Source organism: Weissella viridescens, from assembly GCF_001437355.1.
In the GTDB taxonomy this organism is placed as follows: Bacteria; Bacillota; Bacilli; order Lactobacillales; family Lactobacillaceae; genus Weissella; species Weissella viridescens.
Map to the genome: position 1 here is coordinate 111,466 of NZ_JQBM01000001.1, position 15,633 is coordinate 127,098.

The 15,633-nt window shown below is 39.6% G+C and carries 18 protein-coding genes; 15 read left to right on the top strand and 3 right to left on the bottom strand.

Annotated elements, in window-relative coordinates; translation table 11 throughout:
• Positions 1-51: 51 nt before the first annotated feature.
• On the bottom strand, positions 52-204 hold the full coding sequence (locus IV50_RS07785; RefSeq protein ID WP_156405002.1) for a hypothetical protein: 153 nt from the start codon (positions 202-204) through the stop codon (positions 52-54).
• A 235-nt stretch (positions 205-439) separates the two neighbouring features.
• Here IV50_RS07785 and IV50_RS07790 point away from each other — a divergent pair, with 235 nt between their 5' ends.
• From IV50_RS07790 to IV50_RS00620, 15 genes are all read left to right on the top strand, one after another.
• A complete protein-coding gene (locus tag IV50_RS07790) occupies positions 440-589 on the top strand; it encodes a hypothetical protein (RefSeq protein WP_156405003.1) in 150 nt (49 codons plus the stop codon).
• Between the two features lie 19 nt (positions 590-608).
• Entirely contained in the window at positions 609-791 is a 183-nt protein-coding gene (locus tag IV50_RS07960) for a helix-turn-helix domain-containing protein (RefSeq protein ID WP_057743541.1), read from the top strand.
• Between the two features lie 100 nt (positions 792-891).
• The gene (locus IV50_RS00560; RefSeq protein WP_057743544.1) at positions 892-1,191 is read left to right on the top strand and encodes a hypothetical protein; all 300 of its coding nucleotides are present in this window, start codon (positions 892-894) and stop codon (positions 1,189-1,191) included.
• Between the two features lie 423 nt (positions 1,192-1,614).
• The gene (gene mutM, locus IV50_RS00565) at positions 1,615-2,448 is read left to right on the top strand and encodes a bifunctional DNA-formamidopyrimidine glycosylase/DNA-(apurinic or apyrimidinic site) lyase (protein WP_057743545.1); all 834 of its coding nucleotides are present in this window, start codon (positions 1,615-1,617) and stop codon (positions 2,446-2,448) included.
• A 2-nt stretch (positions 2,449-2,450) separates the two neighbouring features.
• A complete protein-coding gene (coaE, locus tag IV50_RS00570) occupies positions 2,451-3,065 on the top strand; it encodes a dephospho-CoA kinase (protein WP_057743548.1) in 615 nt (204 codons plus the stop codon).
• 3 nt (positions 3,066-3,068) lie between these two features.
• Positions 3,069-4,418, top strand: a complete 1,350-nt coding sequence (locus IV50_RS00575) for a DnaD domain protein (RefSeq protein ID WP_057743552.1) — start codon at positions 3,069-3,071, stop codon at positions 4,416-4,418.
• Positions 4,415-5,365 (top strand): primosomal protein DnaI, encoded by a 951-nt coding sequence (gene dnaI / locus IV50_RS00580; RefSeq protein ID WP_057743555.1) that lies wholly within the window; start codon positions 4,415-4,417, stop codon positions 5,363-5,365. The genes IV50_RS00575 and dnaI overlap by 4 nt, the downstream gene beginning before the upstream one ends.
• Positions 5,366-5,470: 105 nt before the next feature.
• Positions 5,471-6,484 carry a YibE/F family protein gene (locus tag IV50_RS00585; RefSeq protein WP_057743558.1) on the top strand — a complete coding sequence of 338 codons (1,014 nt, stop codon included), beginning with the start codon at positions 5,471-5,473 and terminating at the stop codon, positions 6,482-6,484.
• Positions 6,481-7,236 (top strand): YibE/F family protein, encoded by a 756-nt coding sequence (locus IV50_RS00590; RefSeq protein ID WP_057743560.1) that lies wholly within the window; start codon positions 6,481-6,483, stop codon positions 7,234-7,236. Before IV50_RS00585 ends, IV50_RS00590 begins: the two co-directional genes overlap by 4 nt.
• A gap of 141 nt (positions 7,237-7,377) precedes the next feature.
• The gene (locus IV50_RS00595) at positions 7,378-8,067 is read left to right on the top strand and encodes a response regulator transcription factor (RefSeq protein WP_057743563.1); all 690 of its coding nucleotides are present in this window, start codon (positions 7,378-7,380) and stop codon (positions 8,065-8,067) included.
• 18 nt (positions 8,068-8,085) lie between these two features.
• Positions 8,086-9,561: a HAMP domain-containing sensor histidine kinase gene (locus tag IV50_RS00600; RefSeq protein WP_057743566.1), complete on the top strand. Its 1,476-nt coding sequence runs from the start codon at positions 8,086-8,088 to the stop codon at positions 9,559-9,561.
• An 88-nt stretch (positions 9,562-9,649) separates the two neighbouring features.
• Positions 9,650-10,654, top strand: a complete 1,005-nt coding sequence (locus IV50_RS00605; RefSeq protein WP_057743570.1) for a nucleoid-associated protein — start codon at positions 9,650-9,652, stop codon at positions 10,652-10,654.
• Between the two features lie 137 nt (positions 10,655-10,791).
• Positions 10,792-12,276 (top strand): glutamate/gamma-aminobutyrate family transporter YjeM, encoded by a 1,485-nt coding sequence (gene yjeM, locus IV50_RS00610; protein ID WP_057743572.1) that lies wholly within the window; start codon positions 10,792-10,794, stop codon positions 12,274-12,276.
• A gap of 132 nt (positions 12,277-12,408) precedes the next feature.
• Positions 12,409-13,389, top strand: coding sequence for a membrane protein insertase YidC (yidC, locus tag IV50_RS00615; RefSeq protein ID WP_057743575.1), 981 nt, complete (start codon positions 12,409-12,411; stop codon positions 13,387-13,389).
• Positions 13,390-13,498: 109 nt separating this feature from the next.
• Positions 13,499-13,834, top strand: coding sequence for a thioredoxin family protein (locus tag IV50_RS00620; RefSeq protein WP_057743578.1), 336 nt, complete (start codon positions 13,499-13,501; stop codon positions 13,832-13,834).
• 38 nt (positions 13,835-13,872) lie between these two features.
• Here IV50_RS00620 and IV50_RS00625 read toward each other — a convergent pair whose 3' ends face one another.
• A complete protein-coding gene (locus IV50_RS00625) occupies positions 13,873-14,415 on the bottom strand; it encodes a TetR/AcrR family transcriptional regulator (protein WP_227067110.1) in 543 nt (180 codons plus the stop codon).
• Positions 14,416-14,591: 176 nt separating this feature from the next.
• A complete protein-coding gene (gene fni, locus IV50_RS00630) occupies positions 14,592-15,629 on the bottom strand; it encodes a type 2 isopentenyl-diphosphate Delta-isomerase (RefSeq protein WP_057743583.1) in 1,038 nt (345 codons plus the stop codon).
• Between the last annotated feature and the right edge of the window lie 4 nt (positions 15,630-15,633).

The window sequence follows — 15,633 nt, forward strand, 5'->3', positions numbered from 1 at the left end:
GCCTGTTCTCGGTATAGTCCGAAAACAGGCTTTTTTAATGTGTTCATTGCTTTATTCAATAAAGAGACTGGCAATTAGGAGGAAGAGACCTACTAGAGGGATAGCGTTAAAGTAATTACCTTCACCAATTTTGAAATAGCGTAGGACAACCCACAGTAGGACAAGCGCGCAGCCAACAAAGGCGATGATATTTTGAATGGTCATGGGACACCTCATGTGTTTTTTATTTGCCACTATCCTAGCATTTTTTAAGGGATGGAGACAAATAACCTAAGGAATGACAGTGAAAAAATTTTAAAAATAAAGTTTGGTACTTTTTGATAGATTAGAAAGTTTTATTTTAAATACCATTCAGTATATAATTAACATATCACATAAACTGAGGAGGAAACGAAATGAAGATTTGAAGGCGACTTCTTCTTCGTTGAGTAGAGGAGATATGACAAAAGAGCGAATGATTAATGTAAAGAAATATAATAAGTATGGTGCAAAAGTAACTCGCGAAATTTCGATGCGTACGGGATTTTTTAACGTATTGAATAAAATGGGTTTAATTAACGCGAAAAACTGGGAAAAAGTAAATAATTAATCTAGATGACGACGATATTATGAGCGCTGGTGAAGCATCGAAGTTATGGGGGAAATCGGACAACTATGTTAGACAAATGTTGGCGAAGTACCCAGAGAAATTCCCGGCAGGATCCGTAAGAAAAATTGGAAAACAGTTAGTTGTGACACCTCAGGGGATGGAAGCTGTTACAGGTATTAGGAAGAATGACTTAGATATCTAGTAAGTGGTGCAGTTTACCCAACTAATTGTACAAAGGTTATTTTTGAAAAGATTGCATAAGTTGTGAATCAAGTCATATCAAAGATAGAGAGATGAATTTTATGTTATTTGGAACGATTAACAAAAATGGTTATGATGTTTCTTTAGAAACTTTTCCAGAATCCTTTGACCTGGCTACAAGTGTAGAAATAAGTGCATATGACGTTACAATCTATTTTAAAAATTACTCAACCTTCAACGTTTGGTACGATGGCTATACAGATGCGACAGTTGCATTTGGATTTGACATCCACGGCACAGGTGAGCCGTGCCCAAAAGGTCTCGTTATGGAAAGAGTCCACGATACATTATATTATGAAACATTAGCACAACAAGAGGCTTTAGAAAAAGTGGCAAAATAATGGTACTTGCACGGATGAATACGTACTGATTATTCATATATGGACCTGAATATGTCCTAAAACGGTTCTTTTTTTATGCCAAAATTGCGTCCAGGAGTAGCTCAGTTCACTTAAAATATTGAACGAATGATTGTAATTGGCAACACTTTTAGAAGAAGAAACTCAAACAGCAGAATCCAAATCAGGTTCAAAGTTTTTTCATAACAGCAAGCAATCTTAAGACTGTGATCGTATCCAAAAAAATCCCTTTTATGACATAGTTTCTTAACCAGGTTCTTTTTAATTTATCTTTAACCGAAAATGAACTATAATTAGAAGTTACAAGAACAAGTTCAGATAGCAATTGTAAATTGACAAAAGGGTTAGCCTAAAAGCTAACCCTATGAACAACAAACACTGTCACATCAAGGGAAGGAGCACCACATGCCCGAACTACCAGAAGTTGAAACTGTCCGCCGAGGTCTTAATCGGCTCGTTAAAGGACATACGATCCTAGGAACTGAAGTCCGTTGGCCAAAAACGGTCTCAAACATGACCCCAGAAGAATTCGATGCTGAATTAACTGGGCGTAAAATTGAAACAGTTGATCGGCGTGGTAAGTACCTCTTATTCCGACTATCTGGTGACATGACGATGGTGTCACACCTTCGCATGGAAGGGGCCTACTACACGGTTCCCGCTGGAACTGAACCAGGTAAGCATGATTTGGTAACTTTCCACCTTGATGAAAAAGTTGACTTACTCTATCGTGATACCCGTAAATTCGGTCGCATGACCTTAGTTAAAAATTCAGAACTTGGTCAAGTTCCTGGCCTTTCAACATTAGGGCCAGAACCAACAGAAAAAGATTTGACCTTTGCGTATATGAAAGAAATCTTTAATAAGTCGCATGGGCGCATCAAACCTTTCTTGCTGGATCAAAGTCACATCGCCGGTATAGGTAATATTTATGCTGATGAGACGCTTTGGCAGAGTAAAATCCATCCTAAAACACACACTGACGCACTGTCCGATGACGAGATTAAAGTGCTCCGTGAAAATATTATTAACGAAATGGATCGTTCCATTAAGCACCATGGGACAACTGTTCATAGTTTTACGAATGTCTTTGGTGAGGCAGGGGAATTCCAAAATGAATTAGAAGTGTACGGGCGCGTTGGAGAGCCATGTTTACGCTGTGGCACAACTTTAGAAAAAATAAAGGTTGCCCAACGTGGCACTACTTTCTGCCCACATTGTCAAGTTGAAAAGGATTAATCATGTTTAGATTAGGCTTAACTGGTGGTATTGCCACAGGAAAATCAACCGTTTCAAAGTACCTTAAAGAAAAAAAGGGGCTTCCTGTTCTAGATGCCGATGACATTGCGCATCAAATCATGGGTCCAAACCAACCCATTTTGACAGAGATTGCTGATGTTTTTGGGGATGACTATATCAATGATGACGGCAGTCTGAATCGGCAAAAACTTGGTGCACTTGTGTTTAATGATGACCAGGCGCGTCAAAAATTAGATGATTTAACACATCCACGTATTTTTAGTGCTTTTGAAGCACAAATGCTGGAATTAGAATCTGCGGGGACTGCACTCGTTGTCCTAGACATCCCATTACTTTTTGAAAATGAACAACGCTTAACTTATGATGCCGTTGCTGTTGTTGTCACCACCGAGCACACGCAACTCAAAAGATTGATGCAACGTAACGCGTTAACTGAATCCGAAGCCATGGCGCGCATTCAATCACAAATGCCGCTTGATGAAAAAAAAGCTAGTGCAGATTACGTGATTCAAAATAATGGCACGCCAGCTGAAACATACAAACAAGTCGATCAGATGATTGACCAAATTAATCAAACAATCGCAGAAAGGAGTTAGTCTATGGGAGAATTTTCATTACAACAACACTATCGTGTCATCAGTGACACGGCTCTGACATTGCCTGATATTCAAGCACTCACTCAAGTTTATTTGCCAATTATTGGTCATGAAGCATTCACGTTGTACATGACCTTAGCATGCTATCCACATAACGATACACGGACATTTGTTCATACTGAGCTCCTTGACCAAGCAGGGTTAACCCACCATTCTTTTTTAGATGCTCGTGGTCGCCTAGAAGGCATCGGTTTGATGAAGACCTTTCAACAAGATTTAACCATGAAGACACAGTGGGTTTATGAAATGCTTGAACCCATGTCAACGCGGGCCTTCTTGTCTGATGACACTTTAGCCAGTTTATTGGCACATTACTTGGGTGAGGATACCTTGAACCAGCTGATTGCAGATACTTTACCAGAGCAACCCGCAATTCCAGGGAAAAATGTCACGGCTTCATTCTTTGATTTAATTGGGGCGGATTCATTCAAGCAAATGAAGTCGCCAGTAACCAAACCGGATCGGCTTACGCCAGTTCAAAAGGATATTAAAGCAGCCAATAAATCACTCAATCTTGATTTGATGGCTCAAATGCTCAAATCGTTCAATGTATCTTTACGAGATTTGAAAACTAACGAGGCGGCCTTACTAGTTGAAAAGGAATTATATGGGTTAGATGATGTGACATTGGTTCGTCAAATCCAACAAAGTTTGACACCCAATCATGAAATTGATATGCCACGTTTGCGTAATAACTTAAAGCAACAAACGCTAGCTAACCAACGTCAACCCGTTTCGGACCCGTTACAAAACACAATTGCCGAACAAGACGCAACTGCAACCAGCGAAAAACAAGACCAGCCTCAAAATCCAGCACAAGTCTTTTTGGAACAAGTAAAAAATACGGCACCGGTTGCCTATTTAAAAGCTTTACGCCAAGCAAAGGGTGGTTTCATCACTGACAGCGAGTTGAAGGTTCTTCAAGATACAGCGCAATTGAATCGTCTACCAAATGAAGTCATTAATGTTATTTTATATGAACTGACAGTGGTTGAAGGACGCTCAACAATCAGCCGTAATCTCATGCAAACCATTGTAAATGATTGGAGTCAGGCTGGTATTCAAAACGCAACAGGTGCGATAAAATATCTACAAGAACGTAAAAAGAAACGTGCTGAGGCACAAAATACCAATAAAACACGTTATCGTAACCAACAGCCAATGAAGAATGAAACACCACCAGATTGGAAAAATCAAAAGGTGGAGGCTGCTACGGCTGAAGAACAGGCCGCTGCATCCCGTCAACTTGCCGCACTTCGTGCAAAACGTAAACAGGAGGATCGTAAGTCATGACCGAATCTGATTTTAATCAACCCCTCGACGTCGGCCAAGCCATGCGTAAAAGCATGCAAGAAAACCATTTAAATGCACGTTATGCTGAAGTGCAAAAAAAAGTATTTGCTGATTCTGATATTCAAGCCTTCTTTACTGCACACGCCGATGAACTAAATCGCGACATCGTCCACCGCGACTTTGCTAATTTGTACGAATTTTATACGCAGAAGCAGAAATCTGATGACGAATCCGTACATCGTGGTTACGAACCTGTATTAGATTTCATTGATGGGCAAATTACTGTCTTATATCAGCCGAGTCGGGCAACTGTCCAGGCTCAAAAACAACAAGCACGTGAGAATCTCGTTCATGCGATTCAGATGCCTAAATTGATCACTCGTGCAACCATGGATGATTTTTCAAACATTAGTGCAGATCAAAGTAAAGCTGTGACAAAAATCATTAGCTTTATTACTGAATACCTTGAAAGTCCTACAGAATATCACCGTGGTCTTTATCTACATGGACCATATGGTGTTGGTAAAACCCATCTCATGGGCGCAATGGCTAACGAATTAGCTGAATATGATGTTCCGGTAACGCTCGTACATTTTCCAAGTTTTGCGGTTGAACTACGTAATGGATTTAACTCAGATAATGAGGTAAACCAGAAGCGATTAGAAACGCTACAAAAGGCTACCATTCTCGTCTTAGATGATATTGGTGCTGAATCACTAACAGCCTGGTTACGTGATGATGTCTTAGGTGTCATTTTGGAATATCGCATGCAAAATGAATTACCGACTTTCTTTACATCTAACTTTTCAATGGACCAACTTGAAAAAGAACATTTAGGAACGACCAAAGCTGGTAATGAACCTATGAAGGCCGCTCGAATTATGCAACGCATTCGTTTCTTATCTGAAGAAGTGCTGATGTCTGGTGAAAATAAGCGGGTACAATAATAATGCAAATTTTAAAATCATATTTGAAAAAAAACATGGCACGCTTGGCTAGCACTTTTCGTACTAGTTATTAGCGTGGCATGCTTTTTTTCTTTCAATGGCGCGATGTACCACGATCCACTCGTCCGGGTGAGTCAGGTTAAGACACATAAAACTGGCGCTGAATCTGACCAATACGGTAACCGTGTAAAAACGTACTCACAAAAAATTACTGCCACTTTTCTAAATACGAAACAAACGCACGAGACGATCAAACTTACGAATAGCTACGACACATCCTATGCATTAAATGAACCTGTTAGACCTGGTCAACAATTGTTTCTAACACATGATGGACACGGCCAGTGGTCAATCAAAAATGCTCGGCATGATATGCTTTGGATGCCACTGGCGGTCTTTGTTTTAGGTGCTATGCTTATTTTAACTGGTCGCCATGGTCGGCTAATGTTACTTACATTGTTCATGAATGTGGGGTTGTTTATTTTTTTCATCTGGCTCAATACGCAAATACCACATAGCAATGTTTTCGTCTTATTTATTTTCTTTTCTATTTTAACAACGATCTTAACCCTCGGATTATTAATGGGCTTTCGTTCACGGCAAACCTGGGTCATCATTACGACCGTACTTGCAACAAGTCTTGTGACCTTGAGTCTGAGTGCCTTGATTTTTACGATTTTGCATAATCAAGGTGTTTATTATGAGCACATGGAATTTGTTACTGAAAATCCAGAGACGCTTTTCATGGCAATGACTTTAGTCGGGGTCCTAGGAGCAGTGATGGATGAAGCAACTGATATGACTGCAACACTTTTTTCATTAAAACGAGAACGTCCCGACATTTCGAATGGTGAATTGATTAAAGCCGGACGGAATATGGGTGGAGAAATATTTGGTGCACTTAATAATGTGCTTTTCCTTATTTTTATTGCCGAACAACTCCCCATGGCTGTTCTGTTTCTCAGAAATGGTAATAATTGGTCATTCACTTATATCAGTAATTTATCCATTGGAATGATTCAAACGTTGATTAGCGCTATTGGCATTGTCCTAACTGTACCCATCGGATTACTCTGCTTTAAACTCTTTACGCTACGGAAAGGGGAAAATGACAAATGAACGTGACTTTAGCTTTAGCAATAATTTTGTTTGTTTTAATGATCCTTATTGGCGGATCCCGTGGCCTTGGCGCATTTGTGAGCCTATGGATTAATTTTTTGGTTTTGGCCACCGTGATTACACTAATCAGCTTTTCCTTCAACCCATTTTGGGTACTGCTAATTGGCGGTGGGGTAATTTTAACCATTACGGTTATTAGTACTGGTATTGATGAAGATGCGACAAGCTTAGCCTTGGCTGTGAGCTTTATTGTCATGATTATCTTACTTGCCCTAATAGTGCCAATTGAACACTTAGCTTTGTCAGGTGGTTTTTCCGTTGAAAATAGTGAGGAGCTAGAAGGGTTGTCCTTAGGCATTAGTGTGCCATTTACCACTCTGGGTATTTGTGCGGCTTTGTTAGCAACTTTAGGCGCTATTGCCGAAGCGGCCGTTGCTATTGCTGCTGGGTTAAGCGAATTGAAAGCAGATCAAGCAACATTTGATTTACCAACACTGGCCAAAGCTGGTCAAAATTTAGGGCATGAGATTGTTGGTACTGCCGTTAACACCGTTTTATTTGGTTACTTGGCAGACTTCTTAAGTCTTTCACTCTTGTTCACGCGCTTAAATTACAGTCTATCTGAGATAATCAATACAAAACTATTTACCACGTCAATGTTGTCCTTACTTTATTCAGTTCTGGGTGTTGTACTGGTTTTACCATTCACAATTTTAATTTTCTATTATCAAAACCGTAAACGCGCCCAATAATTTCAACAAAAATGCCGAAATCACAGGTTTTCAATAGGAAAAATGAGAAGACTGTGTTACCATTTATTTATAACAAATAAATTAGAAATAACAGATCAAAAGATCGCCTTTTAAATTAAGAAGAAAGATAGGTACGCACATATGAGTAATATCCTTATCGTTGAAGACGAAGAAAATTTGGCACGTTTTGTTGAGCTAGAATTGCAACACGAAGGCTACGAAACCCATGTCGCTGACAATGGTCGCGATGGATTAGATGAAGCCATGAATAATGACTATGACTTGATCCTCTTGGATTTGATGTTGCCTGAATTAAGCGGACTTGAAGTTGCCCGTCGTTTACGTGAAGTTAAAAACACACCTATTATTATGATGACCGCACGTGATTCAGTAATTGACCGCGTTTCTGGGTTAGACTACGGTGCTGATGACTACGTTGTTAAGCCATTCGCTATTGAAGAATTGCTAGCACGTGTTCGATCACTATTGCGTCGTATCAATATTGAAACAGAAGAACACAGCTCACATCAAAGTGTTGTCCGTTACCGCGACTTAACGGTTGAAAAAGAAAACCGAATTGCACGCCGTGGTAATGAAATTATCAATTTGACAAAGCGTGAATATGAATTATTGCTAATCTTGATGGAAAACATTAATGTTGTACAATCTCGTGAAGAACTTTTGAAAAAGGTTTGGGGTTACGACGCTGATATCGAAACAAATGTTGTGGATGTTTACATTCGTTACCTACGTAACAAGATTGACCAACCAGATTCACGCGCTTCGTACATCCAAACTGTTCGTGGGACAGGATATGTCATGCGTCAATAGTAAGGTGGGGGAATCAACATGGATAATGCAAAATCCAAAAACAAACAAGCATCAACACCTAAGCCCATTTCGCTGAAATGGAAGTGGACTGTTGGATCGCTAGTTGGTGTTTTTTTGGTGTTTGTTGTCTTTGCTTGGTTTTTGGTCCAAGCTTTCTCAAACCGAATGCTTAACACGGAAAGCGATGATGTTAATCGCTCAATGACAACTGTGGCTAGAAGGCTGGAACGTGAATCAGATCGCCAATTAAATTCAACAGATATTGATAATGTGCTTCGTCCGAATCAGGCTGATTTTAATTCAGTCGTTAACGACCCTGTCATTCACGAAATTGCTCGTTCTGACTATGATTTGATTATTTATGATAATCACGGGAAGCAGGTGTACCCTGAAAAGCCAACCAATGTTGCATATAAACCTGTCAAAAAATCAACAATCTCACTGGAAAAAGTCAATCATTCAAAACAAATGATTGGTCGTCAACCCTTAGTAAATCGAGATGGCCATGCAACTGGTTACTTAGTTGTTGAAAATAGACTCGTGTCTTATCACAAAACATTCACGCAAGTCTTTTCAATTATTGTTGTCTCAATTATTCTGGGATTGATGTTGCTAGGGTTATGGACATATTGGTTATCAGGTTACTTCCTGTTGCCAATTCAAGACATGACCAAAGTTGCCGATCGCATTCAAAAAGATCCCAACTTGCCCGAGCGTGTTAAAGTTGAAACACGCCACCCTGACGAACTGTCGGAATTAGCAGATGTTTTGAACAGCATGCTTGATCGTATGCAACGTTTCATCACACAACAGCAACGCTTCGTGGAGGATGTTTCACACGAACTACGTACACCTGTTGCCATTGTAAAGGGCCATATGGAGTTACTTAATCGATGGGGGAAAGATGACCCTAAGATTTTAGATGAATCTATCCAAGCCTCACTCAAGGAAATGCAACGTATGCAGGGACTCGTTCAAGAAATGCTTGATTTGACCCGTGCTGACCAAGTTGAATTAACCTTTAAAGATGGTCACACCGATGCAAAGGAAGTCATTAACAGTGTGTATCACAACTATGAACTGATCTATCCGGACTTTAAATTTGTCCTAGATGATACGTTGAAGAGTGCCACTTGGCTAAACATGAGTCGTGACCATTTCGAACAAATTTTGATTATTTTAACTGACAACAGCGTGAAATATAGTCAAGATCGAAAGGAAATTCACTTCTCGGCCTCTAAATCTGGATCAAACCTTGAAGTTGCGATTCAAGACTTTGGTGAAGGGATTAGCTCCGAAGATGCACAACATGTTTTTGACCGATTTTATCGTGTTGATAAGGCACGTTCACGTAAACAAGGTGGAAATGGCCTAGGCTTAAGTATTGCGCAAAAGCTTGTTGAAGGTTATGGGGGCACAATTGCCCTCGAATCCGCACTAGGTCAAGGAACTATTTTCCGTGTTACATTACCAATCCAAGAAGAAACAGACTAACGAAACACGATGAAAACGATGCTGAAATGATTGGATACCACCATTTCAACATCGTTTTTATTTTCATGTAAAGGAAGAAGTACGTTTTATGATTATTAAACACGCGATTCTACACATTCTAGATAAGGATGCGGGTAATTTAATTGCTTCTCAAAGTGAGATGGATATCTCAAACATCCAAATTCACGAATATTTAAAAGGCATTTTAACAAAATTTGAGAGTGGCGATTATAAGCCTGGTGAGTTAAATGACTCTGATTACATTGCCAAGATGATTAGTGATGATAATCCTGACAATTTTGTTGAAAAAACGACTGCATTAGCCGATAAGCTTTTTAGTATTGTCGCTCCAGCAGAAAACGTACCAGCTGGAGATTTGCTCTGTGTCGAATATGCCAATGGCACCGATGACTATTTTGCCATGTTAAAGCTGAATTTAGTGCCACACTACACACATACGATTGACTATGAAGGTGATGACCTTGTCAACAAACTTGTACTTAATCGTTCAATCTTACCGGATCCAACACAAACAGCTCAAGAAGGCATTATTATTAACCTAATGACAGGTAGTTTTCAATTAGTTGAGAAGCAATACTTAATTGATGGTCATCGCATCAATTATTTCTCTCAAAATTTCTTGGAAATCGATCCAGAAACCTCAGCCAGAGATAATATTAAGACCATTAAAAATGCGGTAAAACATGTCGCCGACAAATTTGACGTTCCAGAACATGAAGCTTTATCAACCACGCAAAATGCTATTTTTAAAAACCTTCAAGAAAAAGAAGGGGCGATTAAGGTTTCAGATATCGGGGATGCGGTGTTTGCAGGTAATATGTCTGCACAAACTGCATACCAGGAAATCACAAAAGAACAATCACTCGATGAATCAATTGACATTCCGAATGCTGCAAAATATGAAAAAAAGTACCAAGTCCAACGCTTCAAACTGGATTCAGGGATTGAGATCACAATTCCCATCGACATCTATCAAGATAAGTCTAAAGTAGAATTTGTGAATAATCCTGATGGCACGCAAACCTTATTGCTCAAAGATATTGGTGCTATTATGAATAAATTCAATTCGTAAATTAAGAATACGTGAGCTTATGATAAAAGGATAAACCCTTCATGAAGGGTTTATCCTTTTAATTGTTTCACAAATCAGAACAGTGTAGAATTAACCACTGTATATTTATGTAATTATATTTGGATTGGAGCAAAAAAATGAATAAAAAGAAGATTGGTTTATCAGCCCTCGTGTTGATGATCTTTTCAACGATTTTTGGCTTTGCTAATGGACCCGTTGCATATATGCAAACAGGTTACGCGGCCATTATCTGGTATGTGCTGGGTGCACTATTCTTCTTTCTACCAACCTCAATGATGTATGCCGAATTCGGATCTGCTTATAAGGATTCTAAAGGTGGTATTTACACATGGATGGAAGGGGCCCTTGGGAAAAAGACTGCGTTTATCGCAACTTTCGTGGGACTTGCTGCCTGGGTTGTATGGATGATTTCGGTCGCCCAAAAGGTTTGGATTCCATTTTCAACTATCTTTGCTGGTCATGACATGACCCAAAGTTGGTCAATTTTTGGACTATCAAGTACCAAGACTGTTGGACTATTAGCAATTGCCTTCGTCATTGTCGTTGCATTCTTCGTTACACGTGGTGTGCAGTCAATTTCCAAGATTTCATCAATTGGTGGAATCTTTGTCATGGCAATGAACGTCATTTTGATTATCGCATCAATTATCGTTTTGATTGCGCATCATGGTCAATTTGCTGAACCAATCGTTGCCAAGTCATTTATCGTGCCAGAGAATCCAGCTTTCCAATCACCTATGCAGTTAATTTCATTTGCTTTGTATGCAGTCTTTGCCTATGCCGGCATGGAACAATTAGGTGGGATGATGGAAGATATCGATGATGCCGAAAAGACTTATCCAAAGGCTGTCTTTATCGCAACCATCGTGATTGCTTTCGGGTATGCCTTATCAATCTTATTCTGGGGTGTTACGACTAACTGGTTGAATTTGTCAAATATGTCAAATGCCAATCTAGGTAATGTAACTTACATCTTGATGAATAATTTAGGGGTGGAATTTGGTTCTGCCGTTGGCTTTTCACATACTGCTTCACTTACGTTAGGGGCATGGTTTGCGCGATTTGCCGGACTTTCAATGTTCATGGCCTACCTTGGTTCATTCTTCGTACTAACATATTCACCACTTAAGTCATTCATCTTAGGATCACCTAAGGAAGTTTGGCCAAAGTCAGTGATTCGTTTGAACAAGGCAGGGGTCCCAACGGTTGCAGTCTGGTTGCAAGTAGGCTTGGTCATTCTCTTTATTCTTGGAATCTCATTTGGTGGTAGCAATGCTGCTGAACTTTACCAAATTTTGACAAACATGGGAAATGTTTCTTCAACTTTGCCATACGTCTTTTTGGTTGCTGCTTTCCCAATTTTCAAGAAACTAACAAACGTCAATCATCCGTTTGTTTTCTTTAAATCAAAGCGGGTTACATGGTTTGCCACAATCATTGTTGAAGCCTTGATTATTACATCAATGGTCATGACGATTATTCCATTGATCACGACTGGTGATTATGCAAATGCATTTTGGACCATTGTAGGACCAATTTTCTTTGCTTTCTTAGCATGGCTACTTTACAGTCATGCCGAGCGTAAACACGGTAAGTTATAAACGATACTGAAGACCATCGCTACTCATATAGTAGAGCGATGGTCTTTTTGCTGATTTAGCCTTATTTACAAGTCTTGCGGGTGTGATATAATGAGTTAGTTAAATATAAAACTCGTGAGGAAACTGCTTCAAATGAAAATTAAACATTTAACGCCAATTCTAGTGATTCTATTATTAGGATTATTGGTAACTGGTAATATCAATATTTTGCAAGGACCATTGACGTCCTTTATGGAATGGGCTCAACATGCAATTGGTGGAGCTAACGCTGTTGGTTGGTCAATCGTAATGTTGACTTTGTTTGTGCGTCTTGTTCTAATGCCTTTCATGGTACAACAACAGCATGCTGCAACAGTGCAACAAGAAAAGATGCGCTTGCTTCAACCACAATTATCAAAAATTCAAGATGCTCAAAAGAATGCCAAAACACGAGACGAGCAGATGCGTGCTTCGCAAGCCATGATGGCTGTTTACCGCGAAAATGGCGTTTCAATGTTTGGTGGTATTAACTTTTCAATTATGTTGATTCAAATGCCCATTTTTACTGGTCTTTATTCAGCCATCCAACACTCAAAGGATTTGGTTGGGGCCAGTTTCTACGGTATTTCATTAACAGACAAGAGTCCAATGCTTGCATTTTTCACCGCAGCTTTGTACTTCTTACAGTCATACCTTTCAACCATTGGTATTCCAGAAGATCAAAAGAAGACGATGCGTTCAATGATGTTCATGATGCCATTGATGATGTTGTTCACCACTTGGTTTACCAATGGTGGAATTGCACTTTACTTTAGTGTCGGGGCGATTGTGATGATTTTCCAACAATTAATCATTACAATGTGGCGTCCACGTATTCGTAAGCATATTGGAAATACGTTTGAAGTGAAAGATGTCGCTGATGATGCCTTAGCTGGTAATCTCGCACCGGCAGCGGAACCAACAAACCGTTTTGCCAAAGCCATTCAAGATGCTCAGAACGCGCAACAAGAACAGGCAGCAGCTCAGACTGATTCGGATATTCCTAAGAAGACTGAAGCTCAATTACGGGCTGAAAATCGTGCGCGCAATGCAAAAAAGCATGCAAAACCAGATGACGAAGATGCAAAAAAATAACATCCTAAAAAAAGGAAGCCTCATCTGATTGAGACTTCCTTTTTATTTTACTTATTTTATGTAAGGATGTATAATGATGGTAATTACAATATGATGGAGGATTTAGATTATGGAATTTTACGAACCAAAACAGCATTCCGATGTTGAAATACGTGAAGCAATTGCTTCAAATGATGAACTGGTACTCTTCTTACAAACATCTTGGTGTGGTGATTGTAAAGCTATCAAACCCTTTGTACAACAATTCAAAGACCTTGTAGAAGAAACTGGGGCTAACTGGATTGATGCAGATCGTGATGAAAACATTGCTATTGCTGATGAAAATGGCCTCCGCGGAATTCCTGTCTTTGTACTTTTCAAGAATGGTCAGCAAGTTAGCCATATTGGAAATGGACAACGTTTAAATCCTGCAGATGTTGCCAACTGGATTAAAGAAAATGTCTAAAAAAAGAAGATACCACAGTATAAGTGGTATCTTCTTTTTTAGCGATTTGCCTCAGTCATTTGTTGTGCTAATTTTGACATCTCGGCAACCGATTCATGCATACCTGTTGCAATCCAACGAATAGCCAGAGCCAGCATTCCAGAAGCTGTAAAATCAGCCACATAATCAATTGATTGGACAGGCTTATGGTCGGCTACACGATCTTGACTATATAAGGCCACATATAGCTCTTGCAAAATATCACGAAGGGGTGGATAGAACTGTTCACGTAGACCAGCATTCAACAATACGGCGATAATCATCCCATTTGACTTAATAAACCCGAAAAAGGCTTTAGCGATTGCTTCACTCGTCAATGGTAAATGTTCAACGTCTACTTTAAACTCACTGTTCAGCTGTTCAACAATTGTATCAATTACTGCTTCCTTTGTACCAAAATGGCGATAGAAAGCCATCCGTGACACGCCTGCCTCGCGGGTTATTTCGGTCACCGCCAGTTGGTCATAGGATTGGCTTTGCAACAAAGTTAACGTCGCATCAATAATTTGTTCGTCGGTTTGTTGACGAATACTTTCAGTCACTGCATTTCTCATACGCTCATCTTATCGAAATTCTGTCGTGAATAGGGGACTTGTGACTAAACCACAATAAAATTTACCTTTCGCTGTGATTTCTCAATAATTATTAATGTTTTTTTATAAAAGTTTTTACAAAGTCATTAGATATTAAAAAAGCTAACCTAGGTAGGTTAGCTTTTTTAACGTTGATCATTATAATTTTTCAATTCAGGGGATAAGATATATGGCACATTGACTAAATCGCTCGCTTTGCGTGCACCAACTAACGCATATAATTCGGTTAGCTGCTTTTGCCAACGCGTGATTTCGTCAATTAAACCATCAACATCTGTTGTTAATAGTGTGTGAAGGAAATGCCCAGCAATACCAACTGCTTGGGCTCCCATAATCTGCGCCTTTAAGATATCAAGGGGAGATTGAATGCCACCAGTTGCGAAAACGTTAATTGCATCAGTTGCATTCTGTGCTTCAAGAAGTGATTCAGCGGTTGTTTGACCCCAATCATATAAGAAAGAATATTGCTCTGGGGCTTCTCGATTACGGCGGTCTTCAATCTGTGCGAAATTGGTGCCTGAACGCCCACCAATATTAACATATTGAACACCCATTTCTGCTAGTTCATTAATACTTTGAGCATCCATACCAAAACCAACTTCTTTAACAATGACGGGAACCTTAACATACTCAACAATCTCTTTAATATTATCTTTCCAATAAAAAGATTCATCGCCTTCAGGCATGACCGTTTCTTGAGCGGCGTTAACGTGAACCTCCAGCGCATCTGCGTGAATTAAGTCAACTGCTCGCTGGGCATTTGCGGCAGAGTGTCCAGCACCGATATTTGCCATTAAGAAACCATCTGGATTGACTTCTCGTGCAATTTGAAAACTAGTCGCTTGAGCAGGTTCCTTAATGGCAATACTTTCTGATCCAACAGCCATTGCTAATCCGGTTTCACGTGCAGCAACAGCCAATTGTTGATTAATCTCACCTGTCTTTTCACTACCACCAGTCATCGCCTCAATATAAAATGGATATTGCCAATTGAAGTCCATATTTGACATACGCAAATCGACTTCTGTCATACTTATTTCTGGCATCGGACGATGAATGATCCGAATATCATTAAGTGAAGAAGTGGGTGGGGTACGGCGGAAATTTGATTCAGCTAAAGCTAAATGTTCATTTTTACGATGGGCTTGTCCTGATTCTGTCATAAAG

What these genes read in the sequence shown, in the direction of transcription:
- dnaI (WP_057743555.1), top strand. Translation starts at nt 4,415, where the DNA reads ATGACCGAATCTGATTTTAATCAACCCCTCGACGTCGGCCAAGCCATG.
- yidC (WP_057743575.1), top strand. Translation starts at nt 12,409, where the DNA reads ATGAAAATTAAACATTTAACGCCAATTCTAGTGATTCTATTATTAGGA.
- IV50_RS00605 (WP_057743570.1), top strand. Translation starts at nt 9,650, where the DNA reads ATGATTATTAAACACGCGATTCTACACATTCTAGATAAGGATGCGGGT.
- mutM (WP_057743545.1), top strand. Translation starts at nt 1,615, where the DNA reads ATGCCCGAACTACCAGAAGTTGAAACTGTCCGCCGAGGTCTTAATCGG.
- coaE (WP_057743548.1), top strand. Translation starts at nt 2,451, where the DNA reads ATGTTTAGATTAGGCTTAACTGGTGGTATTGCCACAGGAAAATCAACC.
- IV50_RS00595 (WP_057743563.1), top strand. Translation starts at nt 7,378, where the DNA reads ATGAGTAATATCCTTATCGTTGAAGACGAAGAAAATTTGGCACGTTTT.
- IV50_RS00575 (WP_057743552.1), top strand. Translation starts at nt 3,069, where the DNA reads ATGGGAGAATTTTCATTACAACAACACTATCGTGTCATCAGTGACACG.
- yjeM (WP_057743572.1), top strand. Translation starts at nt 10,792, where the DNA reads ATGAATAAAAAGAAGATTGGTTTATCAGCCCTCGTGTTGATGATCTTT.
- IV50_RS00585 (WP_057743558.1), top strand. Translation starts at nt 5,471, where the DNA reads ATGTACCACGATCCACTCGTCCGGGTGAGTCAGGTTAAGACACATAAA.
- IV50_RS07790 (WP_156405003.1), top strand. Translation starts at nt 440, where the DNA reads ATGACAAAAGAGCGAATGATTAATGTAAAGAAATATAATAAGTATGGT.
- IV50_RS00560 (WP_057743544.1), top strand. Translation starts at nt 892, where the DNA reads ATGTTATTTGGAACGATTAACAAAAATGGTTATGATGTTTCTTTAGAA.
- IV50_RS00600 (WP_057743566.1), top strand. Translation starts at nt 8,086, where the DNA reads ATGGATAATGCAAAATCCAAAAACAAACAAGCATCAACACCTAAGCCC.
- fni (WP_057743583.1), bottom strand. Translation starts at nt 15,629, where the DNA reads ATGACAGAATCAGGACAAGCCCATCGTAAAAATGAACATTTAGCTTTA.
- IV50_RS00620 (WP_057743578.1), top strand. Translation starts at nt 13,499, where the DNA reads ATGGAATTTTACGAACCAAAACAGCATTCCGATGTTGAAATACGTGAA.
- IV50_RS00590 (WP_057743560.1), top strand. Translation starts at nt 6,481, where the DNA reads ATGAACGTGACTTTAGCTTTAGCAATAATTTTGTTTGTTTTAATGATC.
- IV50_RS07960 (WP_057743541.1), top strand. Translation starts at nt 609, where the DNA reads ATGAGCGCTGGTGAAGCATCGAAGTTATGGGGGAAATCGGACAACTAT.
- IV50_RS07785 (WP_156405002.1), bottom strand. Translation starts at nt 204, where the DNA reads ATGACCATTCAAAATATCATCGCCTTTGTTGGCTGCGCGCTTGTCCTA.